Origin of the sequence: Nocardioides soli (genome assembly GCF_014191495.1) — a bacterium.
GTDB lineage: Bacteria > Actinomycetota > Actinomycetes > Propionibacteriales > Nocardioidaceae > Nocardioides > Nocardioides soli.
The window spans coordinates 945375-969439 of the sequence record NZ_JACHWR010000002.1; the positions used below are offsets into that span (position 1 = coordinate 945375).

At 71.0% G+C, this 24065-nt stretch carries 18 protein-coding genes; 15 read left to right on the top strand and 3 right to left on the bottom strand.

Features of this window, described 5'->3' with window-relative positions:
• Nucleotides 1-70: 70 nt before the first annotated feature.
• From FHU40_RS14975 to FHU40_RS15025, 11 genes are all read left to right on the top strand, one after another.
• On the top strand, nt 71-1414 hold the full coding sequence (locus FHU40_RS14975; protein WP_183593092.1) for an aromatic ring-hydroxylating oxygenase subunit alpha: 1344 nt from the start codon (nt 71-73) through the stop codon (nt 1412-1414).
• Nucleotides 1411-1908, top strand: a complete 498-nt coding sequence (locus FHU40_RS14980; RefSeq protein WP_183593093.1) for an aromatic-ring-hydroxylating dioxygenase subunit beta — start codon at nt 1411-1413, stop codon at nt 1906-1908. The genes FHU40_RS14975 and FHU40_RS14980 overlap by 4 nt, the downstream gene beginning before the upstream one ends.
• 21 nt (nt 1909-1929) lie before the next feature.
• A complete protein-coding gene (locus FHU40_RS14985) occupies nt 1930-3138 on the top strand; it encodes a Dabb family protein (protein WP_183593094.1) in 1209 nt (402 codons plus the stop codon).
• Complete coding sequence (locus FHU40_RS14990) at nt 3102-4301, top strand: zinc-binding metallopeptidase family protein (RefSeq protein WP_183593095.1); 1200 nt, start codon at nt 3102-3104, stop codon at nt 4299-4301. The genes FHU40_RS14985 and FHU40_RS14990 overlap by 37 nt, the downstream gene beginning before the upstream one ends.
• A gap of 238 nt (nt 4302-4539) precedes the next feature.
• A complete protein-coding gene (locus tag FHU40_RS14995; protein ID WP_183593096.1) occupies nt 4540-5940 on the top strand; it encodes a dihydroorotase in 1401 nt (466 codons plus the stop codon).
• Entirely contained in the window at nt 5930-6565 is a 636-nt protein-coding gene (locus FHU40_RS15000; protein WP_183593097.1) for a cysteine hydrolase family protein, read from the top strand. The genes FHU40_RS14995 and FHU40_RS15000 overlap by 11 nt, the downstream gene beginning before the upstream one ends.
• Nucleotides 6558-7022, top strand: coding sequence for a (2Fe-2S)-binding protein (locus FHU40_RS15005; RefSeq protein WP_183593098.1), 465 nt, complete (start codon nt 6558-6560; stop codon nt 7020-7022). The genes FHU40_RS15000 and FHU40_RS15005 overlap by 8 nt, the downstream gene beginning before the upstream one ends.
• A gap of 412 nt (nt 7023-7434) precedes the next feature.
• Nucleotides 7435-10818 (top strand): molybdopterin cofactor-binding domain-containing protein, encoded by a 3384-nt coding sequence (locus FHU40_RS15010; RefSeq protein WP_183593099.1) that lies wholly within the window; start codon nt 7435-7437, stop codon nt 10816-10818.
• Nucleotides 10811-11317 (top strand): thiamine pyrophosphate-binding protein, encoded by a 507-nt coding sequence (locus FHU40_RS15015; RefSeq protein WP_183593100.1) that lies wholly within the window; start codon nt 10811-10813, stop codon nt 11315-11317. Before FHU40_RS15010 ends, FHU40_RS15015 begins: the two co-directional genes overlap by 8 nt.
• Nucleotides 11314-11916 carry a thiamine pyrophosphate-dependent enzyme gene (locus FHU40_RS15020; RefSeq protein ID WP_183593101.1) on the top strand — a complete coding sequence of 201 codons (603 nt, stop codon included), beginning with the start codon at nt 11314-11316 and terminating at the stop codon, nt 11914-11916. The genes FHU40_RS15015 and FHU40_RS15020 overlap by 4 nt, the downstream gene beginning before the upstream one ends.
• Entirely contained in the window at nt 11913-13382 is a 1470-nt protein-coding gene (locus FHU40_RS15025) for an amidohydrolase family protein (protein WP_183593102.1), read from the top strand. Before FHU40_RS15020 ends, FHU40_RS15025 begins: the two co-directional genes overlap by 4 nt.
• A 531-nt stretch (nt 13383-13913) precedes the next feature.
• Here FHU40_RS15025 and istB read toward each other — a convergent pair.
• Complete coding sequence (gene istB / locus FHU40_RS15030) at nt 13914-14708, bottom strand: IS21-like element helper ATPase IstB (protein ID WP_183591811.1); 795 nt, start codon at nt 14706-14708, stop codon at nt 13914-13916.
• On the bottom strand, nt 14705-16249 hold the full coding sequence (gene istA, locus FHU40_RS15035; protein WP_064075337.1) for an IS21 family transposase: 1545 nt from the start codon (nt 16247-16249) through the stop codon (nt 14705-14707). The genes istB and istA overlap by 4 nt, the downstream gene beginning before the upstream one ends.
• A 515-nt stretch (nt 16250-16764) precedes the next feature.
• On the opposite strand from istA, the gene FHU40_RS15040 reads away from it, so the two are divergent.
• Entirely contained in the window at nt 16765-18123 is a 1359-nt protein-coding gene (locus FHU40_RS15040) for an IS1380 family transposase (RefSeq protein ID WP_183590707.1), read from the top strand.
• Nucleotides 18124-18507: 384 nt separating this feature from the next.
• Here the strand turns inward: FHU40_RS15040 and FHU40_RS15045 are convergent, their stop codons facing one another.
• A complete protein-coding gene (locus FHU40_RS15045; protein WP_183593103.1) occupies nt 18508-19983 on the bottom strand; it encodes an aldehyde dehydrogenase family protein in 1476 nt (491 codons plus the stop codon).
• 168 nt (nt 19984-20151) lie between these two features.
• On the opposite strand from FHU40_RS15045, the gene FHU40_RS15050 reads away from it, so the two are divergent.
• The 3 genes from FHU40_RS15050 to FHU40_RS15060 are packed head-to-tail and all read left to right on the top strand — an operon-like array spanning nt 20152 to nt 24064.
• Entirely contained in the window at nt 20152-21306 is a 1155-nt protein-coding gene (locus FHU40_RS15050; protein WP_183593104.1) for a BMP family ABC transporter substrate-binding protein, read from the top strand.
• Between the two features lie 5 nt (nt 21307-21311).
• Nucleotides 21312-22880 carry an ABC transporter ATP-binding protein gene (locus FHU40_RS15055; RefSeq protein WP_221199848.1) on the top strand — a complete coding sequence of 523 codons (1569 nt, stop codon included), beginning with the start codon at nt 21312-21314 and terminating at the stop codon, nt 22878-22880.
• Nucleotides 22877-24064 (top strand): ABC transporter permease, encoded by a 1188-nt coding sequence (locus FHU40_RS15060; protein ID WP_183593106.1) that lies wholly within the window; start codon nt 22877-22879, stop codon nt 24062-24064. The genes FHU40_RS15055 and FHU40_RS15060 overlap by 4 nt, the downstream gene beginning before the upstream one ends.
• Nucleotide 24065: the final 1 nt, after the last annotated feature.

The following is a 24065-nucleotide window of genomic DNA, read 5'->3' on the forward strand; positions in this document are numbered from 1 at the left end:
CTATGTCGCATCGCGAGATGGCATCTCGCAATTAGCAACTCAGGGTGACGAGGGAGAAGGAGCGATTGGCATGCCAGACGAGGCGTCCGAGCGAGTGGCAGGTCCCATGCTCGTGGAGGACTGGGATCGGCTGACGTTCCGGGTCAACCGGGAGGCCTACCGGTCTCCGGAGGTCTTCACGCGCGAGCGGGTCGACATCTGGTTGCGGACCTGGCTCTACCTCGGGCACGAGACCGAGATCCCCGACGCCAACGACTTCAAGGTGCGCACGATCGCGGGTCGACCGCTGATCTTCTGCCGCGACAGCGAGGGCGAGGTGCACGCCTGGCTGAACTCCTGCCCGCACCGTGGCACGGTGCTCTGCCGGGAGACCGAGGGCTCGCAGCGCCGGTTCCAGTGCTTCTACCACGCGTGGACCTTCAACAACGACGGCACCGTGGCGGCGATTCCGGACGACGAGGCGTACGCGGACCTCGACGCGCTGCGCAAGAACATGATGCTGCGCTCGGTGCCCCGCCTGGAGATCCACGAGGGCTACGTCTTCATCTCGTTCAACCCCGACGTGCCGCCGCTGCTGGAGCACCTCGGCGAGGCCGCCGAGTACATGACCATGATCGAGGAGCAGCACGCCAGCGGCGTCACCACGCTGCCGGGCGTCCAGCTCTACAGCGTGCGCGGCAACTGGAAGCTGGCCGTCGAGAACGCGATGGACGGCTACCACTTCTCGCCGACCCACAACACGTTCGTCGGGTACCTGCGCGAGAACGGCTTCGCGGTGACCGACGACAACCAGTACGCCTACAACCTGGGCAACGGGCACTCCCTGCTGGTCCTGACCGGCCACGGCGGCCGGATCAGCATGATCTGGGAGCCGCGCTTCGGCGAGGCCGAGAAGCAGCGCACCGAGGAGCACCGCGCCGAGATGGTGGAGCGGCTCGGCGAGAAGCGCGCGCACTACGTCGCCGACGAGAGCCACATCCTGTTCGTCTTCCCGAACCTGCTGCTCTTCGACATCGAGGGACTCTCGATCCGCCAGATCGAGCCGGTCGCACCGGGCCACACCGACGTGCGGGCCTGGCAGCTGGTGCCGCGCGAGGAGGACCCCGAGTCCCGCGCCCTGCGGATGAAGACCGTCGTCAGCTTCGTCGGCCCCGGTGGCCTGGCCACGCCCGACGACATCGAGGCGTACGAGGCCGTGCAGCGTGGCATCGAGGCCACCCGCGGCGCCGGCGAGCTCGACTTCAGCGACATGTCCCGCGGCCTGGCCGACGAGGTCAAGGGCACGCAGGGCCGATCGATCGACGAAGGCGCGATGCGCGGTTTCTGGCGGCACTGGGAGCAGGTGCTCGGCGCCGGCCTCGAGGTGACCGGCGACCGCCCCGCGTCGTTCCTGGAAGGTAGGGAAATGCCATGACGCAGACCGACATCCGCACCGTGACCCGCAGCGAGGTCGAGGACTTCCTCTACGCCGAGGCCGAGATCCTGGACTCCTGGAACTACGACGGCTGGCTCGCGCTCTTCGAGGAGGGTGCCCGCTACGAGATCCCGACCACCGACTACCGCGGCTGGTCGCTGCACACGGGCGGCTCGTTCGTCGACGACGACTACGACCTGATCCAGGCCCGGGTCAAGCGGCTGAAGTCCCGCAAGGCTCACGCCGAGAACCCGCACTCGCGCACCCACCGGATGATCTCCAACGTGCGCCTCGCCCCGGGTGAGGACGACACGCTGGTGGTGAAGGCGAACTTCATCGTCTCCCGAGCCCGTGACGGCCACTTCGACTCCTACATGGGTCGCTACGAGCACGTCCTGGTGTCCGGTTCGGACGGCTTGAAGTTCCGGCTGCGCCGCACCCTGCTGGTGCACGAGGCGCTGCAGCTCGGCGCCCGGCTCTCCTTCATCCTCTAGCTCATCCACTAAGGAGGCTCGATGATCCGACACACGTTGCTCTTCCGCTTCGGCGAGGAGGTCACCGAGTTCAAGCGCGAGGAGATCCTGGCCGAGCTCGCGACGTTCCCCGACACGTATCCGCAGATGCAGAACTGGTCCATGGGCACGAACCTGTCCAGCCGCGACCAGAGGTTCTCGCACGGGATGGCGGTCGACTTCGACGACGAGCAGGACCTGCTCGCCTACCTCAACAGTGACTCGCACGAGGCCTTCGTGCGGGACAAGTGGCGCCCGGTGATCGCCGACCAGGCCATCGTCGCCTACGAATACGACCGGCCCGGTGCCGGCGACGGAAGGGAGGGACGTGTGAACCAGCGTCCGCGCGGGCCGTTCGGCATGGAGTACGCCCGCATCGAGGTGCCCGACATGCAGGCCACGATCGACTTCCTGCAGTACCACGTGGGCCTCCAGCTGGAGCAGCAGACCGACGAGTACGCCTACCTGCGTGCCGACATCGAGCACCACGCCATCGAGCTGATCAGCGCGCCCGAGCGCGAGGACGGCTGGACCACGGCGATCGGGTTCAGCGTCGAGAGCGAGCAGGTCCTGGAGGAGATCCGGCAGCGCGTGGTCGCCGCCGGGCTCGAGGTGCTGCCCCTGCAGGAGCGCCAGCAGGCGCTGTGCGACAACGGCTTCGCCGTCAAGGACCCCGAGGGCCTCATCGTGGAGCTCTTCACCGAGTTCCAGGAGTACGCCGAGCCGCCACACATCGAGATCCGTCCGCTGGACCTGGTGCACCCCTTCCTCGCGACCACCAAGTACGAGGAGATGCTCGAGTTCTACATGGACGTGCTGGGCTTCCTGGCCTCCGACCACATCGTCGGGTCCGCGACGTTCCTGCGCTGCGAGGACCGCTACCACCACAGCCTCGCGATCCAGAAGAACGACGAGCACTACGTCGCGCACCTCTGCTTCGCGATGAAGAGCCTCGACCACGTCATGCGGATGCGTGCCCGCGCTCTCTACAAGGGTGCGCCGATCGCCTCCGACATCGTCAACCACTCGGCGTCGACGTCGATCGCGTTCTACCTGCACGACACCAAGTTCGGTCCGCGCTTCGAGCTCTGCGACAGCCACCGGGTGTTCACGCCCGAGGAGCACGAGACGCACCGCGCCCGGAAGATGCCCGCCGACCCGCGCAACATCGACGTGTGGCGACCGGCGTCCGACGACTGGGGTCGTTTCTGACCGAGGACCTGGTCGAGCTCCTGGGCGTGCTCGACCAGACGCCGGCACCCCGCGGCCGCGAGTCCCTCGCGGCCGCGGCGCTGGCCACCTGGTGCGCCCGGCGCTGGCCGGCGATCGAGTGGACGGTTCAGCCCTACGGCGCCGAGGGCGCCAACCTGGTGGCCACCTGCGGTCCGGGGCCCTTGCTCTACTCGCACCTGGACACCTCCCTGGACGGGGACGGCCGGAGTGCGCCCGAGGTGACCGGTCGCACCGACCCGCCGGCCCCGCTGCGGATCGCCGACGGGGTCGCGGAGGGCTTCTGCCTGGGCGTGGCCCGGGCGCCGGTGGCGGCCGCGGTGGCGGCCTTCGCCCGTGCCGGGCGGGGCACCCTGCTGATCGCCGGCAGCGGCACCCATCGGCGCGGTGGGCACGGCGAGGGGGTTCGGGCCTTCCTGGACACGGCACCACCGATCGAGTCCGCGATCGTCGCCAAGGGCGGACCGCCGGGGCTGATCACCGCGGAGCCCGGCGCCGCGTTCCTGCGGGTCCGGGTCACCGGCCGTCCGGGGGTCTCGATGCTGCCGGAGACGGCGCTGCCGGCCGGCGGGATCGTGCGCCATGCCGGCCTGGTGCTGGATGCCGTCGAGACCTGGCGGGAGCGGTACCTGGCCAGCCGGGCGCCGTTCGGCCGGGTCGGCGCCCAGGCCGGGATCGGTGCGATCCGGGCCGGGTGGACCGAGAAGCCGGACCTGCTGCCGGCCGAGCTGTTGCTCGACCTGTACGTCATCACGGTGCCCGGCGAACGCGGCTCGCGTCTGGCCACCGAGCTGACCGCCACCCTGCACGCGGTGCTGGCGGGCGGCCCGCTCGAGGGCTGCTCGGCGCACGTCGAGGTGGAGTGGCTGCACGATGCCCAGGCCACCGACGAGCGGGCACCGATCGTGACGGCGGCCGAGCACGCCTGGGAGCACGTCTTCGACACCCCGCCGGTGGACATCGTCGGCTGGACCGGCACCACCGACGGCGTGGTCCTGCGCGAGCACGGCATCGACACCGTCCGGGTCGGACCGCAGAGCGTACGATCGAGCTCCGATCCGCGCCGGGACGTCGTCGAGCTCGCCGTCCTCGAGCGCTATCAACGGCTCTACGAGGCGCTCCTGGGCGGTGCGCACGCCCCGTGATCGGAGCCGCCGCGTCGGGGTCACATGTATCGCATTACAAGATGTCATCACGCATGCTTGACATGGCGTGGCGGCCATCACTAGGCTCGGGGACGACGGCATCGTCCTCCGGCCGGAGGATCGATTGAAGCCCTGACGCGTGGCGCGCCGGGTGTGCGGCCGACAGCCACCCGAGACTCTTCTGCCACTGCGTCTTCGAGGCGAGGTTTCGCTCCGCGGAGCGAGAACTGGAGGTCAGATGCGCGTGGACACCATCGTCGCCAACGGGCGGATCGTCAGCCCGAGCGGTGTGTTCGACGCCGCGGTCGCCGTCAAGGACGGCCGCATCGTCGCCATCGCCGACGAGAGCGTGCTCCCGGAGGCCGACGAGCGGATCGACTGCGAGGGCAGGTACGTGCTGCCCGGCATCGTCGACCCGCACGTGCACCTGGGCGGCGGACGCCCGCTCTCGGAGATCTTCGCCTCCGAGACGGCGTGCGCGGCTGTCGGCGGCGTGACCACCGTGCTGCAGTACCGCCGGTCCCCGTCGACGTTCCTCGACACCTTCCCGGCGGAGCTCGAGACCGCGAAGACCCGGATGCTCGTGGACACCCAGTTCCACTTCATCATCTCCACGATGGAGCAGGTGGAGGAGATCCCGCGGTACGCCGAGGAGTTCGGCGTCACGAGCTTCAAGTTCTACATGGGCGGCTACGAGCCGGGGAACCCGATCGGCCTGGTCTCGGTCAACGATGCCGTGCTCTACGCCGCGATGGAGAAGATCCGCGAGCTCGGCCCCTACGGCTGGTGCATGGTCCACTGCGAGGACGACTCGCTGGTCTGCCACCTCACCGCGAAGGTGAAGGAGAGCGGCGGCGACGACCTCGCGGCGTACACCGCGTCGCGGCCCGACTTCGTCGAGGAGCAGGACCTGCTCCGCGCCATCTGGCTGGCCGACCTGCAGGAGTGCCCGCTCTACGTGCCGCACACGACCGTCGGCATGGCCGTCGACGCCGCCGCCGAGTCGCGGCGCAAGGGCCGCGTCGTCGTGCTCGAGACCTGCCCCCACTACCTGGCGCTCACCGCCGACGACCCGCGCCTCTCGGCCGCGGGCTCCGGGATCGGCAAGGTGGCGCCGGCGCTGCGCAACGAGGAGCACCAGGCCGAGCTCTGGCGCGGCCTGCGCGAGGGCTGGATCTCGACCATCGGCTCCGACCACGTGCCGATCCCCAAGTCCGGCAAGGGCATCTGGGAGGAGGCGCCCGGCTTCGCCGGCCTCGCCACGATGCTGCCCGTCGTCCTCACCGAGGGCGTGCACCAGGGCCGGATCGCGATCGAGAAGGTCGCCGAGACGATGGCCTACAACCCGGCCCGCCTCTTCGGCCTCTACCCGCGCAAGGGTGCGATCCAGGTCGGCGCCGACGCCGACCTCGTGGTGGTCGACATGGAGACCGAGAAGGTCGTCGGCCCGGACGTCACCCAGAGCGAGTTCGTCAGCGCCTTCGAGGGCGTCGGCCTACGGGGGTGGCCGACGCTGACCATGCGACGTGGAGACGTCATCTACCGCGACGGCAAGGTGCTCGCCGAGCCGGGCAGCGGCCAGGTCGTCGAGAAGCCCGAACCGGAGAAGGACAAGGAGAGGAACTGGCATGCCGCTTAGCGTGAAGCTCGACCCCCGAGACGTGGGCCTGCTCGTGGTCGACATGCAGAACGGCTTCTGCCACCCCGAGGGGTCGCGAGGCCAGGCCTTCGGCGCGGACGCGGTGAAGAACCCGCAGGGGATCATCCCGAACGTCGTCAGCACCATCGACCTCGCGCACCGCCTCGACATCCCGGTGTGGTTCACCCAGCAGGTGCACTACGACGACGACGTGCTGCGCAGCCGGCGCCGGATCCCCTCCCACCTGGAGCGTCGCGGCGTCAAGCTCGAGCTCTGCCGGCGGGGCACCTGGGACGCCGAGCTGCTCGACGAGATGAAGGCGGTCCGGGAGGACCGCGACGAGGTCGTGGTCAAGCACCGGTCCAGCGCCTTCTTCCAGACCACGCTCGAGGTCGAGCTGCGGATGCGCGACGTGCAGGTGCTGGTCGTGACCGGCACGACGACGAGCTTCTGCGTGGACTCCACCATCCGCGACGCCTACGCACGCGACTTCGATGTCGTCGTACCTGCCGAGTGCGTAGCCGACTCCGACGACGCAGCGCATGCCGCGACCCTGGCGAGCATCGAGCGCTTCCACGGAGTAGTCACCGATCTGACTGGGTTGACCGCAGCGCTCGATGGCTGAGTCGGGTGGCACGCTCCGGGTCGACGGCGCCGTCGTCCCCGCCGGCCCGCCCGGAGCGACGCTGCTCGACGCACTCCGGGCGACCGGGAACACCGCACCCAAGGGCGCCTGCCGGCGGGGCGAGTGCGGCGCCTGCACCGTCCTGGTCGGCGACCGGGCGGTGATGTCCTGCACGATGCTGGCCGCGCTGGTGACCGACGAGGTCACCACCGCGGCCGGTCTCGGTGAGGCAGGCGCGGACCTGTGCGCGGCGTTCGCCGACCACGCGGCCTTCCAGTGCGGCTTCTGCACGCCGGGCCAGGTCGTGCGCGCCGAGGCGGTGCTGCGCGAGCGGGTCGACCGCAGCCGCGACGAGATCGTCCGCGAGATGTCCGGCAACGTCTGCCGGTGCACGGGCTACCGGCAGATCGTCGACGCCGTGTGCGCGGTCGCATCGAGCCGCCGGGAGCTCCGATGAGAAGCCCGATGTCACGCCGCCCGGTCAGGGGCCGTACCGCCCCGGTCGGCGGTGCGTCAGCAACCGTTTCGGGGCTCGGGTTGGTTGCTGGCTCACCGCGGCCTGGCGCTGCGTCGGTCGGCGGTGTGTGGGCAACCGTTTCGGGGCTCGGGTTGGTTGCTGGCTCACCGCGGCCTGGCGCTGCGTCGGTCGGCGGTGTGTGGGCAACCGTTTCGGGGGACGGGTTGGTTGCTGGCTCACCGCGGCCTGGCGCTGCGTCGGTCGGCGGTGTGTGGGCAACCGTTTCGGGGGACGGGTCGGTTGCTGGCTCACCGCGGCCGGGCGCTGCGTCCGGTCGGCGGTGTGTGGGCAACCGTTTCGGCGCACTGGATGGTTGCTGGCTCACCGCCGCGCGTGCCGCGGAGGCCCGGCCATGAGCGCCATCGGCCGGTCCGTCCGGCCGCTGGACTGGCAGGAGAAGACCACCGGCACGGCGAGGTACGCCGCCGACCAGCCGCCCGAGGGGACGCTGGTCGCGCGGGTGCTCCGCTCGCCGCTGCCGCACGCGGACCTGCGCGGGCTCGACGTCTCCGCGGCACTGCGGGTGCCCGGGGTGCACGCCGTGATCACCGCCGCGGACTTCCCGGCCGGTCGGCTCTACGAGCACAGCGGCGCGCCGTACTCCGACCGGCCGCCGCTCGCCGTCGACCGGGTGCTGTACGTCGGCCACGAGATCGCCGCCGTGGCGGCCGAGACCGCGGAGGCCGCCGACGAGGCGGTCCGGCGGATCAAGGTCCGCTACCGCCGCCGCAAGCCGGTGCTGACCGTCGCCGACGCGCTCGCCCCCGGCGCCCCGCAGCTGCACCGGCGCGCCGACGGCGGCAACGTCGCCGTCGCCACCGCCGAGCACTGGGGCGACGTCGACCTCGCGCAGGCCAACGCGCACGTCTCGACGCGCGGCACCTTCCGCTACCCCCGGGTCACCCACGCCTGCATGGAGCCGAACACCACCATCGCGTGGTGGCACGACGAGCGCCTGGAGATGTGGACCTCCAGCCAGGCGCCGCACTTCGTCGTCCACGAGCTCGCCGCGTTGTTCGGCCTGGAGCTCGACCAGGTGGTCTGCCGCGACGTCGCGGTCGGCGGCGGCTTCGGCTCGAAGTCCAAGATCTCCGAGCACGAGGCGCTGGCCGCCGCGCTGTCGATGAAGTGCGGCCGTCCGGTGCTGATCGAGCTCACCCGTGCCGAGGAGTTCGCGTTCACCAAGCCGCGGCACGCCTTCGAGACGACGCTCGAGGCGCACGCCGACGCCGATGGCCGGCTCTGCTTCCTCGACGCGGTCATCGACGTCGACAACGGCGCCTACAACCACTACGGCCCCTCGGTGATGCGGGCCGGCATCAAGCAGCTGGGCTCGATGTACCGCCCCGACGCGGTCCGCTGGGACGCCCGCCTGGTCGACACCAACCTGGTGCCCGGCGGTCAGTTCCGCGGCTACGGCCAGCCGCAGACGGCGATCGCGCTCGAGACCGCGATGGACGAGCTCGCCGAGAAGTGCGGTCAGGACCCGATCGAGTTCCGGATCCACAACTCCGGCCTGCCCGACACGACGCAGCTCTCCGGCTCGCAGATCGGCTCCAACCGGCTGCGCGAGTGCCTCGCCCAGGTGCGCGAGCGGATCGACTGGGACGCCAAGCGCAACGGCGGTCGGGTGCGCCCCGGCGCGGGGCCGCTGCGTGGGGTGGGTGTGTCGTCCGGCATGCACGCCAGCGGCTCCTACGCCTACCCCGGCGGCAACACCAGCGCCGCGGGGATCGAGGTCCGCACGACCGGCGAGGTGGTGGTCCGCTTCGGCGGCGCCGACGCCGGCACCGGCCAGCGCACGATCCTCGGGCAGATCGCGGCCGAGGTGCTCGGCGTGCCCATGGACCGGGTCAGCGTGATCATGGCCGACTGGGACGAGACCCCGCCCGACATGGGTGCGTGGTCGTCGCGCGGCACCCACATGGGCGGCCACGCCGTACGCCAGACGGCGGAGGCGGTGGCCGCGCGGCTGTGCGAGCTCGGTGCCGAGAAGCTGGGCACCGCCGAGGTGGAGGTCCGTGACGGCCGGGTCGCCTCGGCGGCCGACAGCGTCGCGATCGAGGACCTCGTCGACCTCGCCGATGAGTCGGTCGACGGGTCGCTGCGCATCGACACGGAGTACGTCGAGCCGAAGATGCAGCCCTACTGGACCGGCATCCCGCGGCCGAACATCTCCGCAACCTACGCCTACGCCGCGCACGCGATCGAGGTCGAGGTCGACCCCGGCACCGGCGTGATCCGGGTGGTCGACTACGCCGCCGTGCACGACATCGGGCGGGCGATCAACCCGGCGCTGGTCGAGGGCCAGATCGTCGGCGGCGCGATCCAGGGCCTCGGCGCGGCGTTGGGGGAGAAGCTCATCTACGAGGACGGCCGGCTCGTCAACGACGGCTACCTCCACTACCCGCTGCCGCGGGCGACCACGGTGCCGTCGATGGACGTCACGCTGATCGAGGGGCCCGAGCCGGCCGGTCCGTTCGATGCGAAGAGCGTCGGCGAGATCGCGCTGATCCCGGCCGCGCCGGCACTGCTCAACGCGGTCTACGACGCGACCGGCATCCGGTTCCGGGAGCTGCCGCTGACCCCCGACGTGGTGCTCGCGGCGCTCCGCGAGCGCGACGGCGTGCGGCCGCGCCGGCACCACCTGGCCCGCCGGCCCTCGCGCTGGCAGATCGAGCTGTTCCGCCGGCTGTACCCCTACGGCCTCCACCTCCTGCTGGACCGCCTCGGCACCCGGTTCGCCCGGCGGCGTACGCCGCGCCCGGTGGAGCAGGTGACCCGGCCCGGGACCGTCGCGGAGGCGGTCGCCGAGCTGGCCGCGCCGGACACCGCCGTCATCGGCGGCGGCACCGACCTGCTGGTCCAGCGCGACCAGGCACTGACCTTCCCGACCGTGCTGGTCGGCACCGGTGGCATCGCCACGATGCGGAACGTCGACGAGCAGCCGGACGGCAGCTGGTGGATCGGCGCAGCGGTGACGCTCGCGGAGCTGGCCGCGTGGGCCGAGGGCAGGGTGCCGATGCTCGCGGAGGCGGTGCGCACGATCGCATCCGCGCAGATCCGCGAGGTGGCCACCGTCGGTGGGAACCTCGGCCAGGAGAAGCGCTGCTGGTTCTTCCGCAACGGCTTCGACTGCTACAAGCGCGGTGGGGTCAGCTGCCCCTGCTACGCCGTCCAGGGCGACCACCGGCTGCACCACGCCGCGATCGGCGGCCACCGCTGCCAGGCGGTGACGCCGTCCGACCTGGCCACCGTCTTCGACGCCCTCGACGCCCGGGTGCGGCTCACGGGACCGAGCGGCTCGCGCGAGATCTCGATCGCGGAGCTGTACGTCGGCCCCGCCGAGCTCGACCTGCGCCGCGACGAGCTCGTCGAGGCGGTGCTGCTGCCCGCCGGGGTCGCCGAGCGGGTCGGGGCGTTCGCCAAGCTGCAGCAGTGGGACGGCGACTTCGCCCTGGTCTCGGTGGCGCTCTGCGTCTCGCCGGACCCCGACGGCCGCTGGGCGTCGGTCCGCTACACCTTCGGCGGGCTGGCGGCCACGCCGTGGCGGCCGCGGCGCCTGTGCGCGGAGCTCGCGGGCACGACGCCGACCGCCGACATCGTCACCTCGCTACTCGACAAGGAGCTGGAGTGGGAAGCGCATCCGTTGCCCGGGAACCGGTGGAAGCTCGACGCCGCCGTCGGCCTGGCCCGCGAGGTCACCGAGCGGGCGTTGGGGGTCGGCCATGAGTGAGCGCGCCGAGCAGATCGTCAGCCGGCTGAGCGCGGGTGGGGTCGAGCTCGCGGCGTACCTGCCCGACAGCTGGCTGACCCCGCTGATCGACCGGGTCATCGCCGAGCCGCGGATCACTCACGTGCGGGTGAGCCGCGAGGACGACGCGATGGCCGTGGCCGGCGGCGCGGCCCTGATGGGCAAGCGCGCCGCCGTGCTGTGCCAGAACGCCGGGGTGCTGCTGTCGGCCAACGTGCTGGCGGCCTTCGCGCTCCACCACCAGTTGCCGCTGCTGATCGTGGCCGCCGCCCGGGGCGGCGCCGAGGACGGGTTCTTCTACCAGATGTACAAGGGACAGGTGACCGCCGGCGTCGCCGACGCCATCGGCCTCAGCGTGCACCGGGTCGACGGCCCGGCCGACGACTGGCTGTTCGAGCGGGCCAGCGAGCAGGCGTGGCTGCAGCGACGGCCCACCGTGCTGCTCTGCTCCCGCGACGCACTGCTGGGAGCCGGATCATGAGGCGCGCGGTCCTGGCGCAGACGATCGCCGAGCTGGCGCCCGAGCACGTCGTCCTCACCAGCCTGGGGACGGCCGGGCGCGCGTGGCGCGACCACGGCGGGCCGAACCCCACCTTCTACGGCTCGGACCCGATGGGCGCGGCCCCGGGGCTGGCTCTGGGCGCGGCCCTGGCCCGGCCCGACCTGGAGTTCCTGCTGCTCGAGGGGGACGGCGACCTGGTGATGAACCTCGGCTCGCTGCTGGCGGTCGCCGACGCGACGCCGGCCAACCTGCGGGTGATCGTGTTCGACAACGGCCGCTACGAGACCGGAGGCGGGCAGCCGCTGGCCGCCGCCGGCCGCGCCGACCTCGCGGCGATCGCCGCCGGCGCCGGCTGGCCCGCGGTCCGCCGGCTCGACCGGGCCGCGAGCCGGGAGGAGATCCGCGCCGCGGTCGGCGAGCTGCTGGCGACGCCCTCCGGGCCGGCGCTCCTGGTCGCCGAGGTCGACCAGGAGGCCTCGCCGTACGGCGGGCCGGGCGAGCACTCCGGTGCCGAGGCCCGGGTGATCTTCCAGCAAGAGCTGGCCAGATGGGAAGCGACAAGGACGGGTATGAGATGAGCACGCTGCTGCTGCGCAACGGCCGACTGCTGGACCTGGACAACGGTGGCGAGATCGGCGACATCGTCGTGACCGACGGGGTCATCGTCGACCTCGGTCCCGGTGCCGCCGAGCGGTACCGGCCCGACGGTGGCCCGGTCACCGAGGTGGACCTCGGGGGCGACATCGTGATCCCGGGCCTGGTCAACTCGCACACGCACTCCAACCAGACCATCGAGAAGGGGCTGTGCGACGCGCTGCCGCTGGACGCCTGGATGGTCGTCGCCAGCTACGGCGGCGCCGGCGCCCGGCTCTCGCCGCGCGACCTCTACGTCTCGGCGATGGTCGGTGCCCTGGAGATGGTGCGCAGCGGCGCCACCTCGGTGCTCGACTGCGCCCGCTCCGACAACGAGTGGGTCGACGACGGCATGGACGCGATCATGCAGGCGTACGCCGACCTCGGCTTCCGCGCGAACGTCGCGATCCAGTACTCCGACCTCGACTTCTTCTCGTCGATCCCGGTCGACCTCGTGCCGGGTGGCGCCGGCCTGCGCAAGCCGCCGGTCGCGGCACCGGACGTCGTGCTCGCTGCGGCGAACCGGTTCGTCGACCGCTGGCAGGGCAGGTCGCCGCTGCTGCAGCCGCTGCTGGGGCCGTCGTCCCTCCCGCGCTGCTCGACCGAGCTCTTCGAGGCCAGCGTCGAGACCGCCCGCGGCCGCGGCGTACGCATGCAGACGCACCTGCTGTCCGCCGCCTCGCAGGTGCCGATGGCCCAGCAGCGCTACGGCGTCTCGACGGTGGAGTTCCTCGCCAAGCTCGACGCGCTGCAGGAGTGGGCGTCGTTCGCGCACGCGATCTGGCTCAGCCCGGAGGAGATCGAGCTCTTCGCGCAGACCGACGCGGTCGCCGTACACAACCCGGCGAGCAACCTGAAGCTCGGCGCCGGCGTCGCGCCCGTGCCGGCGCTGCTCAAGGCCGGCGCGAAGGTCGCCATCGGCGCGGACGGCGCCTCGAGCAACGACACGCAGAACATGTTCGAGACGCTGAAGCTCTCGACGATCCTGCACCGCGTGCAGGGTCCGCCCTCGACGTGGCCCACGGCGGTCGACGGGCTCGGCATGTGCTGGAACGGCGGCGCCGCCGCCCTCGGTGCCGACGTCGGACGGCTCGCCGTCGGCGCCGCCGCCGACTTGACGGTGATCGACACCGGCTACGTCTGGCCGGCCCCGGCCGAGCAGCTGCGTCAGCAGCTGGCCTACGCCGAGCTCGGCTCCGCCGTCCGCAGCGTCTACGTGGCGGGCGAGGGAGTCTTCGTCGACCGCCGCTTCACGTCGATCGACGAGGACGCCATCCGCGCCGAGGCGCGCGAGATCGCCGCCCGGATCTGGAGCACCCTCCCCGACCGCCTCGCCCGCTTCGAGGAGGTCCGCCCGATCCTGGAGCAGGTCGAGGCCGCCGTCGGCGGCACGGTCGGCACCTGCCACTGATCCGACCGGGAGCGGTCTGGCGACGGTGGTTGAGGAAGGCGCGCTAGCGCCTGTCTCGAAACCACCTGTCCGGGACGTGAGTGTCGGCGTCCTCCCGGGGGCGCCAGTGTGGGTGCGCGTCCTGCACCGTCAAGGGTCCGCTTCGCCGCTTCGCGCCCTTGGCGGCTCCTCCCGCGCACCCGTTCGGCGCCTATCGGGAGGACGCCGACCTGTGGTCGGGACGCGCGTTGGGTGAGTGGGTTTCGAGACGGTTGCTAGCGCAACCTCCTCAACCACCGTGGTCCGGCGCACGGTGGTTGAGGAAGGCGCGCTAGCGCCTGTCTCGAAACCGCCTGCCCCGCGCGTGCGATTGTCGGCGTCCTCCCGGCGGCGCCAGTGTGGGTGCGCGTCCTGCACCGTCAAGGTTGTCAAGGGACAGTAGGAACTGCCCAGGGGCGGTCGTGAGACCTGCCCGCTGACGGTCACGAGAACTGCCCGGTGGTGGCCATGGGATCTGCCCAGTGGGCTTGCGGCCACCACCGACCAGAGCACTCAGCTCAAGGGACTCACCCCTCGGCCGGCGAGTGCCTGGGTAAGTCGCACGGAGTCTCCGCTGGTCTGGCACACGTGGGCGTGGTGCAGTAGCCGGTCGACGGTGGCGGTCGCCAGCGTCTTGGGCATCAGCTCGTCGAACCCGGACGGGTGCAGGTTCGAGCTGATCGCGACCGACCGCTTCTCGTAGGCGGCGTCGACGAGCCGGTAGAGCCCCTCGGCGGCATCCTGGGCGACCGGCAACAGGCCGATGTCGTCGACGACAACGAGATCGGCGCGCAGCACACGGGCGATGGCCTTGGACACCGTGTCGTCGGCACGATGGCGGCGCAGCAGGACCCCGAGGTCTTCCAGGGTGAACCAGGCGACCTTCAACCCGGCCTCGACGGCTTGGTGACCGAGTGCCTCCAGTAGGAACGTCTTCCCGGTCCCCGACGGCCCGCACACGACGAGGTTTTCCCGACGGTGGACCCATTCCAGGGTGCGGAGTGCCTGCTGGGTCGGTGCCGGGATCGAGGATGCCTCGGGCTGCCACGCATCGAACGTCTTCCCGGTCGGGAACCCCGCAGCCGCCCTGCGGGTGGCCAGTGCGGAGCGTTCCCTTCCGGCGACCTCCTCGGCGAACAGAGCCTTGAGCACCTCGGCGGGCTCCCAGCGTTGGGCCTTCGCGGTCGCGACGACCTCCGGTGCGTGGCGACGGATGTGGGGCAGCCGAAGCCGCCGCAAGAGGTCCTCCAACTCGGCCGGCAACGGCGGCGCGGACGCCATCGATGGTGTGGTGGTCTTGGTCGTCATCGGGTCACCTCGTTCCCCTCGCGGCTGTCGTGCTGGCTGTCGTGCTGGCCGAGACGTGCCCATCCGGCGGTGCCCTGGGTCAGCGACCGTTCTTCGCCGGCACGGTGCTCGCCAACAGCGGGTTGCCGGGCGTGGTGGTCGAGGATCGAGGACAGATCGGCCTCGGCGAACCGGCCGTGGACGGCGGCGTGGCCGAGTGCCCAGTCGACCTCGACGGGGTCGAACAGCTTGGCCAGGCTGAGGGCTTCGGCCATCTTGACCCTCATCCGCGGCGTGCCCGCCGCAGCGGCCTCGACCAGCCACAGGCGGGCGCCCTCGCCCAGGTCGAGGAACTCGGCTTCCGCTGGGTTCTTCGCTCGCGGCTGCCGGTTCAACGGACCTTCCGGCTGCGGTGGGAAGTGCTCGTCGTTGATCCTCGGCGTGCCCGGCGTCGCGCGCGCGTGGCGGGCGACCTCGGCGGGTCCGTCCTCGCCGACGTGAACGATGACGACCTCCTCGCCGTCGCCGAGTCCTTGGGCACGAACCCACACCGTGGCGCCGAGCAGGGTGTGTGGCACCGAGTACTGGCCGGACTCGAACATCACCATCGGCGTGTTGCCCGGCACTACCCGGGTGGTGCCGAACGCGACTGTGTGCGGCTGTGTCGGGACCGGGTGTAGCCGTGTCCGCTCTTCGGCCAACATCTCGACCGGTGGCCGCTTCGTGGTCCGGTGAGCCCGGGTGTTGACCTTCTGACAGAACGCCTCACACGCCTCCTCGAGCTCGCTAAACGACGCGTACTCCTCACGCAGGTTGGTGTCCTTGGGCACCAGGTCGGCCTTGCTGATCTTCACCGACGACTCGGTGCCGCCCTTGGACGCCGGATCCGCCGGCACACAGGTGTGGACCACGACCGAGTAGTGCTCGGCGAAGGTGACGAGCTGTCCGTTGCGGACCGGGATCCCGGCGATGTGCTCGGTCGTGACGGTCTTCTCGTTGTCGGTCAGCACGTAGGTCGGCACCCCACCCAACCGGCGGAAGGTCTGGTCCAGCGCGGCGAACACGGACGGCATGGTCTTATCGCGCAGCGCGATCACGACCCGGAACCGCGACCACGCCAGCCACGCCACGAACAGAACCGTCTTGACGCCGTCGACGACAGGTCCGTCGCCGTAGTCGTACTGCAGCCACATCCCCGGCTCGGTGACCCAGGGCCGGTGGACCCGCACATGTCCTGACCGGTATGACTTCTTCACCGATGCGACCGCACGACGGGTGGTGCGCTCCGAACCCTTGTAGCCCATCGCGAGCAGCTTCTCGTGCGCTCTGTCGGCACGGACCTTGCCCTTGGACCGCTCGACCCACTCCTCGACCTTGGGCAGGTACTCATCGATCAACTGCGGCCGAGTCACGGCCTTGTCCAGCTCACCCCCGGCAGCACGGCGGTCCACGTAGTGCTTGACCGTGTGGTGCGAGCATCCGGCCAGCTCGCCGGCATCACGCAACGACCCTGTCAGGTCGTAGGCATCCAGGATTTCCATGATCTCCTCGGCAGACTTCAAGTTGTCCCTCCTCAGGGCGACGGGCGCTTCAGCACCGCCGATCGCACCTGAGGAGGGGCCTCAACCGTCGGAGCCGGTGAGGCAGACGACGTCGTGTCGGGCAGATCCCATGACCGCCACCGGGCAGGTTTCATGTCCGCCAGCGGGCAGTTTCGTGGCCGTCTCCGGGCAGAATTTCATGGCCGCCGACACAAGGTCCGCTTCGCCGCTTCGCGCCCTTGACGGCTCCTCCCGCGCACCCGTTCGGCGCCTATCGGGAGGACGCCGACCTGTGGTCGGTTCGGCGTGAGGGGTGGTTTCGAGACGGTTGCTAGCGCAACCTCCTCAACCACCGTCGTCAGGGGCACGGTGGTTGAGGAAGGCGCGTGCCCGGTGGTTGAGGAAGGCGCGCTAGCCTCGATCTTTCACGTAGTCGTGACTGAGTACGGCGTGTAACGCACGGAAGTGCCTGTCCTGCGAGGGATTCTTGGGCTTGTCGAAGGTCCAAGGAAGCCAAGCGGAAAGGCACTCCGTAGGTGAAGGTTATCCCGGCTGGTTCTGGTCTTCGTGTCGAGTGCGGGGGCGAGTCGCTGATCTCGTCGGCGGGCGCGGCGATTTTGTTGTCGACGGCCCGTGTGAGCGGGCTGGCAACGGCATTGGCGGATGGGTTGGCGCCGTGGCGCTCGAGCAGGTCGACGCACGACCCGGGCAAGACGGTGCTGGATCTGGCGGTTGCGATCGCGTTGGGTGGCGACTGCCTGGCCGACATCGGCGTGGTCCGGGCCCAGCCGGAGCTGTTCGGGTCGGTGGCCTCCGACCCGACGGTCAGCCGCCTCATCGAGGCCTTGGCTGAGCGACCTGAGGAAGCGATCGCGGCGATCCGGGCCGCTCGTGCGGTTGCTCGCGATCGAGTGTGGGCGCAGCGCACGCCCTTCGCCGATGAGGAGCAGGTGGTGGTCGATCTTGATGCCACCCTGATCGGGGCGCACTCGGAAAAGGAGGGTGCGACGCCGAACTTCAAGCGCGGGTTCGGGTTCCACCCGATGCTCGCCTTCGTCGACCACGGTCAGGGTGGCTCCGGTGAGCCGTTGGCGGCGATGCTGCGGCCGGGGAAGGCGGCCGCCAACGACGCCGCTGACCAGATCAGGGTCCTCGATGAGGCCCTCGCCCAACTCCCCGAGCACCTGCGGTCGCGGGTGCTGGTGCGTGGTGACACCGGCTCGGGGGTCCACGCGTTCGTGTGGCACGTCCACAACTTGGGTCTGGAGTACTCGGTGGGCGTCTACGGTCGTCAGCCCGTTCTCGACGCCCTCGCGGTGCTGCCGAAGCAGGCGTGGCGCAGGGCACTCGATGCCGACGGACGGCCGCGTGAGGGCGCTCAGGTCGCCGAGCTGACTCGGTGGCTGCCGACCACGTTCACGGGCTGGCCGCCCGGGATGCGGGTGATCGCCCGCCGCGAGCGGCCCCACCCAGGAGCCCAGTTGCGGATCACCGATCACGAGGGCTGGCGGATCACGGTGTTCGCCACCAACACCAAGAGCGGCCGGCTGGCTGATCTCGAGGTCACCCACCGGCTCCGGGCCCGCGCCGAGGACCGCATCCGCGCCCTGAAGGACACCGGGGCGACCAACCTCCCGCTGCAGGGGTTCGACAAGAACCAGCTCTGGCTCGAGCTGACCCAGCTCGCCGCCGAACTCATGACCTGGACCCAGGTCCTGGCCTGGCACGGACAACCAGCGCGGGTCTGGGAACCCAAACGGATCCGACTGCGACTCCTCGCGGTCGCCGGCCGGGTGATCACCACCGGCCGACGTCGGATCCTGCGCCTGTCGCGGCGATGGCCCTGGGCTGACCTCGTCCTCGGCGGACACCGCCGACTCGCCGCCCTCACCTGAACACCCGCCCAGCCCGAACGACCAGGACCTCGGAGAACCGGCAAGAGGGCCGGCGATTCACCGCGCCAGCGGCCACCAAAGCCCATCAGCTCAGCACGACACCCGATCCACCGACGTCATGAAAGATCGAGGCTAGCGCCTGTCTCGAAACCACCACCCCGGTGCCTGGATCGACTGACGGTTCATCAAGGGATGAAGTCGACGTCGCGCCTCCCTGGCTCAGTTCGTCGAGGGATGCGTGGTCTGACCGTCATCCCTTGGTGAACCTGCGGCCGGTGATGACGGCGGGACGACGGGCACGGCGCCGCGGGCGAGTTTCGTCGTCCAAGCGAACGCTGGCCCGCCGGAGAGTCTCCGACGGGCCAGCGTGTGGTGCGGGAGCGGTCAGCCGAGCAGCTTGACGGCGACCGCCTTCTCGCGGGTGAACTCGTAGAGCGCCCGGTAGCCGTTGCCGGCGGAGAACCCGCTCTGCTTGTACATGTTGAACGGCATGCCGATCACGCCGGCGTCCGCGAACTGGTTGACCGAGATCTGGCCGGCGCCGATCTCCGAGGACATCCGCAGGGCGCGCGAGACGTCCTGGGTCCACACGCAGGCGAGCAGGCCGAAGTCGGTGCCGTTGGCGAGCGCAATGGCGTCGGCGTCGTCGGTGAAGGTCTCGACGGTCAGCACCGGCCCGAAGATCTCCTGGCCGACGATCGGGGCGTTGCGGTCGGTGACGCCGAGCACCGTGGGTGCCAGGAAGTTGCCGCTGTCGCGACCGTCGGGGCGGGAGCCGCCGAGCAGCAGCTCGACGCCGTCGCCCAGCGCGCCCTCGACCAGGCCGCTCACCCGCTCGTGCTGGACGGAGTTGACCAGGGGGCCCATGTCGAGATCCTCGTCCCAGGACCCGATCCGGATCTCGGACATCGCGGCGACGACGCGCTGCCGGACCTCGTCGGCGATCCCGGCCTGGACCAGCAGGCGGGAGCCGGCGTTGCAGTTCTGGCCGGCGTTCTCGGTGATCGAGCGGACGATCGCGGGGACCGCGACGTCCAGGTCGGCGTCGGCGAAGACGAGGTTCGGGGACTTGCCGCCGAGCTCGACCTTGATCGGGGTGAGGTTCTGGGCGGCGGCCTGCATCACCAGGCGCCCGGTGGCCACCGAGCCGACGAAGCTGATGTGGTCGATGCCCGGGTGGCCGACGAGCGCGGCGCCGAGCTCGGCACCGACACCGGTGAGGACGTTGAGCACGCCCGCCGGTACGCCGGCCTCCTCGGCCAGCTCGACGAGGGCGTGGATGACCAGCGGGGCGACCTCCGACGGCTTCAGCACGACGGCGTTCCCGGCCGCCAGTGCGGGGGCGAGGTTGGCCGCGCAGAGCACCGCGGGCACGTTCCACGGCAGCACGATCGCGCACACGCCGTGCGGCTCGCGCCGGGTGAAGCCGAAGTAGTCGGGGGAGCGGGTCGGCAGCGTCGCGCCGGTCAGCTTGTCGGCCCCGCCCGCGGTGAACTGCAGGATCGAGCCGGCGATCTGGACGTTCAGCAGCCCGCCGGAGAGCGGCTTGCCGACGTTGCGCGCCTCGAGCGCCGCGAGCCGGTGCTGGTGCTGGAAGACCAGCCCCGCCCACCGGCCCAGGATCGCGCCGCGCTCGGACGGCGACGTACGGGCCCAGCCGCGCGCGGCCGCGCGCGCAGCGGCGACCGCCCGGTCGACGTCGCCGACCTCGCTCGCCGAGATCTGGCCGAAGGCCTCGCCGGTGGCGGGGTCGACGGAGGCGAAGGAGGCGCTGCGTTCGAGCCAGGAGCCGCCGATGTAGGTACCGGGGTGGTCGCCGCTCGGAGCGGGCGTCGAGGAGAATTTCTCAGCCGTGGTCACCCTCGAATGGTCCAGCCGTCCGTTCACATTAGTCAAGATGATGTGTTGCATTGCGAGACGGTCTGGTGCATGCTGTCCCGGTCCCCGGGGCTCGGCCGACAGGTACTCGGAGCTAGGTCGGAAGACCCGCAATCACGTACGACTCGGATAGATCGAGGGCGGATGATCATGCGAATCCAGAAGTTCTACGCGGCCTGCGCGGTCGTTGCGGTGCTCGCTGTTGCTGGCTGTGGCGATAGTTCGGACGGCGAGCCGAAGGCGCAGGCCTCGGAGGTGCCGGACCGGTTCGCGGTCGCGCGCGGCGAGGCCGTCGGCGAGCCCGGCTCGGCCACGCCTCCCGACTGGGTGGGCGAGGGCGCCGTGCCCAAGGGCCAGCCGGACCAGAACGGCGACGGCAAGGTCTCGATCGGCGTCATCACCTCCGGTGACACCAACGACGGCACCTACTACCAGAGCACCGCCGACGCCGTGGCGTACGCCGCGGGTCAGAACGACTGGGACTACACGGTGCAGGGCATGGTGCCGCTGACCCAGGCGGTCACCGCCGCCGAGAACCTGTGCCGGCAGCGAGTCGACATGATCGTCATCGGCGACGCGCAGCTGGCGCAGGCCGTGACGGCGGCCAGCAACCCGATCTGCAAGGACACCTTCTTCTACCTGCAGGGCGGCTACGGCTCGCCCGAGCAGGACGCCACCTTCACCCAGTCCTACGACGTCGGCCTCAGCTACGCCTACGTCGCGGGCGTGGCCATGGGCGCGTACATGAAGGCCAACGACATCACCAAGACCGGCTTCCTCTCGGGCATCGCGGCGCCGTTCAACACCACGATCGGCAAGGTCTTCGCCGAGGGCGTGAAGGCGCAGCTGCCGAACGCCAAGGTCGTCGAGACCTACACCGGCGACCAGATCGACGTCGGCAAGGCGGTCGAGGGCTTCAACGCCCAGGTGTCGCAGGGCGTGGGCGCGGTCTACCCCTACTTCGGCGCGCCGACGGTGGCCGTGGCCAAGAAGGCGGAGGAGGCCGGCATCCCGGTCCTCGGGTCGCCCTCGGCGTTCTGTGACTCCGACGAGGCCAGCTTCATCGGCGAGGTCATCTTCGCGCCGGGCTACTACCTGGCACCCATGCTCGACTCGTTCGCCAAGGGCGAGCTCGAACTGGGCGTCACCCGGAACTGGAGCCTCGGCGTCGACCCGGTGCCGGCCGTGCACGCCTGCGACGACGCCGGTGACAGCGCCGACGCGATGACCGATGCCATCACCCAGGCGCAGGTCGACCTCAACGACGGCAAGATCGACCTGTTCGCGCTCGCGGGCACGGAATGAGTCAGATGACCGCGGGTTCTCGGCCGGAGGCGGAGGCGGTGGTGTCGGCCCTCCGCATGGAGGGCATCACCAAGCACTTCAACGGGGTACCGGCCTGTCTCGACGTCGATCTCGAGGTCGCGCCGGGGGAGATCCACGGTCTGCTCGGCCAGAACGGCGCCGGCAAGTCGACGCTGATGAACATCCTGCTCGGGCTGGTCCATGCGGACCGGGGCGAGGTGGCGATCGCCGGTACCCCGGCCACGATCCGCGACCCCAACGAGGCCAGGGCGCACGGCGTACGGATGGTGCATCAGCACTACAGCCTGATCCCGACCCTGTCGGTCTGGGAGAACGTCGTGCTCAGCTCGGAGGGCCGGGTCGACCGGGACCGGACCATCGCGCAGATCGAAGAGGTCAGCGAGCGGTTCGGCCTCGATGTCGCTCCTCGGGCCATGGTCGGCCAGCTGAGCGTCGGGGAGCAACAGCGGGTCGAGCTGGTCACCTGCCTGATCGACCGGCCGCGGCTGCTCGTCCTCGACGAGCCCACGGCCGTGCTGACCCGGCAGGAGTCGCGCTCGCTGTTCCGGATGCTCGCCCGGTTGTCCGAGCAGGACGAGACCTCGGTGATCCTGATCAGCCACAACCTGCGCGAGATCACCGCCGTGGCGCACCGCGCCACGGTCATGAGAGGTGGCCGCGTCGTCTCCAGGGTGAACCCCAAGGAGGCCGACGTGGCCGACCTCGCCCGGCACATGATCGGTCGTGACCTGCCGGCCACGGCCGACGTGGCCGCCGCGATCGGCGTCGAGCTCGACGAGCCCGACGACCGGCCGGAAGATCTGACGCCGCACCCACCGGTGCTGCGGATCGTCGGCGCGACGGCGTCCCACGACGGCGCTCGGGCCCTCGACTCCCTCGACCTCGAGATCGGGGCGGGGGAGATCGTGGGCGTCGCCGGCGTGGAGGGCAACGGTCAGCAGTGGCTGTCGGCCCTCCTCGCCGGCTCGCTCTCGCTGGACACCGGCGAGCTGCGAGTCCACGGTGACCGCGTGTCGGTCGGCCGCCCGGGGTCGACCCGGGCCGTCGGCATCGGCGTGGTGCCGGAGGACCGGCGCGAGTCCGGCTGCATCCTCGACATGTCCGTGGCCGACAACCTCGCCCTGGCCGGACTGGGCTCGCTGTCGCGCGGTGGCGTGGTGTCCCGGCGTCGGCTGCGCGAGCTCGCCGAGCGGCTGGTCGAGGAGTTCGACATCGCCGTCACCTCGATCGACCAGCCGATGCGGTCGCTGTCGGGCGGCAACCAGCAGAAGGTCGTGCTGGCCCGTGAGCTGTCGGCCGGTCCGGCCGTCCTCGTGCTGGCCCAGCCGACCCGAGGGCTCGACGTGGGCGCGGTCGCCGACCTGCACGAGCGGATGCGGCAGGCGGCCGCTGCGGGTGTCGCCGTGCTGCTGATCTCCTCGGACCTCAACGAGATCCTGCAGCTGTCCGACCGGATCGCCGTCATCTACCGCGGCCGGATCCAGGGCGAGCTCACCCGCGCCGAGGCCGACCCCGAGCGGCTGGGTCTACTGATGGGAGGCGTGAGCGAGTGAACACACGAGTCTCCGAGGACACCGCGGTGCGCGAGCACCCGGCGCCGCCGGCGCCCGGCGGCCGCGGTGTCGACGCGGTCGTCGCGAACCTGGTCGACACGCTCCGCTCGAAGGCGCGTCCGGCCACCGAGCAGGTGCTCGCCTTCCTCGGCTTCCTCGCGCTCGGCCTCAGCGTCGGGCTGCTGCTGGGCTGGGCGACCGGGCACTCCCCGGCGGTCATCCTCAGCAGCCTGTACGAGGGCAGCCTCGGGAGCAGCGTCTCGATCGCCTACAGCCTCACCGCCGCTGCGCCCCTGCTGCTGGTGGCGGTCGGCGCGGTCATCTGCATGCGCGCCGGCCAGTTCAACATCGGCCAGGAGGGCCAGGTCACGCTCGGCGCGATCGGCGCCGGCTTCGTGGTCTTCCACGTCGACGGTCCGGGCTCCCTGATCATCCCGCTGGCCTTCCTGGCCGCGGCGGTCGCCGGTGGCCTCTGGGCCATGGTGGCCGCGGTGCTCAAGTTCGGCCGCGGCGTCGACATCGTGGTCAGCTCGCTGCTGCTGGTCTTCCTCGCCGAGCAGCTGCTCGTCGCGCTGATCAGCGGCGACGGTCCGCTCCACGACGACGGTGAGGGCGTCCTCGGCGCCGGTACGGCGTCGCAGTCGCCCCGGGTCCCGGCCGACGCGATGCTGCCGAGCGTGAACGTGCTCGGCGTGGAGGTCCCCTCCGCGTTCATCCTGGCGCTGGTCGCCGCGGTCCTGGTCGCGTGGTTCCTCAAGTCCACCCACCCCGGCTACCGGCTGCGCATCCTCGGGCAGAACCCCGTGGTCGCAGGCACGATCGGGATCAGCGCCCCCCGGCTCGGCTCCCTGGCCGTGGCGGCGTCGGGCGCGTTCGCCGGCGCGGCCGGCGCGGTGATCCTGCTGGGGCAGAGCTTCCAGCTGAACCCGGGAGCCTCCAGCGCCATCGGCTGGAGCGGCCTGCTCATCGCACTCGCGGCCCGGACGAACGCCGGCGTGAGCGTGCTGCTCGCGCTGGTCTTCGGCGCCATGGTCGCCGGCGGCGGTCTGCTCGGTGGCGAGGGCGTCCCGGTCGACATCGTCAACGTCATCACCGCAGCGATCGTGGTCGCGCTGCTCTGTCCGCCCGTCCTGCTGGCCGCGCTGCGCCGGCGCCGGATCCGTCGTGCCGTGGAGGTGGCCTGAG

What these genes read in the sequence shown, in the direction of transcription:
- FHU40_RS15015 (WP_183593100.1), top strand. Translation starts at nt 10,811, where the DNA reads ATGAGTGAGCGCGCCGAGCAGATCGTCAGCCGGCTGAGCGCGGGTGGG.
- FHU40_RS15005 (WP_183593098.1), top strand. Translation starts at nt 6,558, where the DNA reads ATGGCTGAGTCGGGTGGCACGCTCCGGGTCGACGGCGCCGTCGTCCCC.
- FHU40_RS15000 (WP_183593097.1), top strand. Translation starts at nt 5,930, where the DNA reads ATGCCGCTTAGCGTGAAGCTCGACCCCCGAGACGTGGGCCTGCTCGTG.
- FHU40_RS15055 (WP_221199848.1), top strand. Translation starts at nt 21,312, where the DNA reads ATGACCGCGGGTTCTCGGCCGGAGGCGGAGGCGGTGGTGTCGGCCCTC.
- FHU40_RS14985 (WP_183593094.1), top strand. Translation starts at nt 1,930, where the DNA reads ATGATCCGACACACGTTGCTCTTCCGCTTCGGCGAGGAGGTCACCGAG.
- istB (WP_183591811.1), bottom strand. Translation starts at nt 14,708, where the DNA reads ATGACGACCAAGACCACCACACCATCGATGGCGTCCGCGCCGCCGTTG.
- FHU40_RS14995 (WP_183593096.1), top strand. Translation starts at nt 4,540, where the DNA reads ATGCGCGTGGACACCATCGTCGCCAACGGGCGGATCGTCAGCCCGAGC.
- FHU40_RS15025 (WP_183593102.1), top strand. Translation starts at nt 11,913, where the DNA reads ATGAGCACGCTGCTGCTGCGCAACGGCCGACTGCTGGACCTGGACAAC.
- FHU40_RS14980 (WP_183593093.1), top strand. Translation starts at nt 1,411, where the DNA reads ATGACGCAGACCGACATCCGCACCGTGACCCGCAGCGAGGTCGAGGAC.
- FHU40_RS15010 (WP_183593099.1), top strand. Translation starts at nt 7,435, where the DNA reads ATGAGCGCCATCGGCCGGTCCGTCCGGCCGCTGGACTGGCAGGAGAAG.
- FHU40_RS14975 (WP_183593092.1), top strand. Translation starts at nt 71, where the DNA reads ATGCCAGACGAGGCGTCCGAGCGAGTGGCAGGTCCCATGCTCGTGGAG.
- FHU40_RS15050 (WP_183593104.1), top strand. Translation starts at nt 20,152, where the DNA reads ATGCGAATCCAGAAGTTCTACGCGGCCTGCGCGGTCGTTGCGGTGCTC.
- FHU40_RS15020 (WP_183593101.1), top strand. Translation starts at nt 11,314, where the DNA reads ATGAGGCGCGCGGTCCTGGCGCAGACGATCGCCGAGCTGGCGCCCGAG.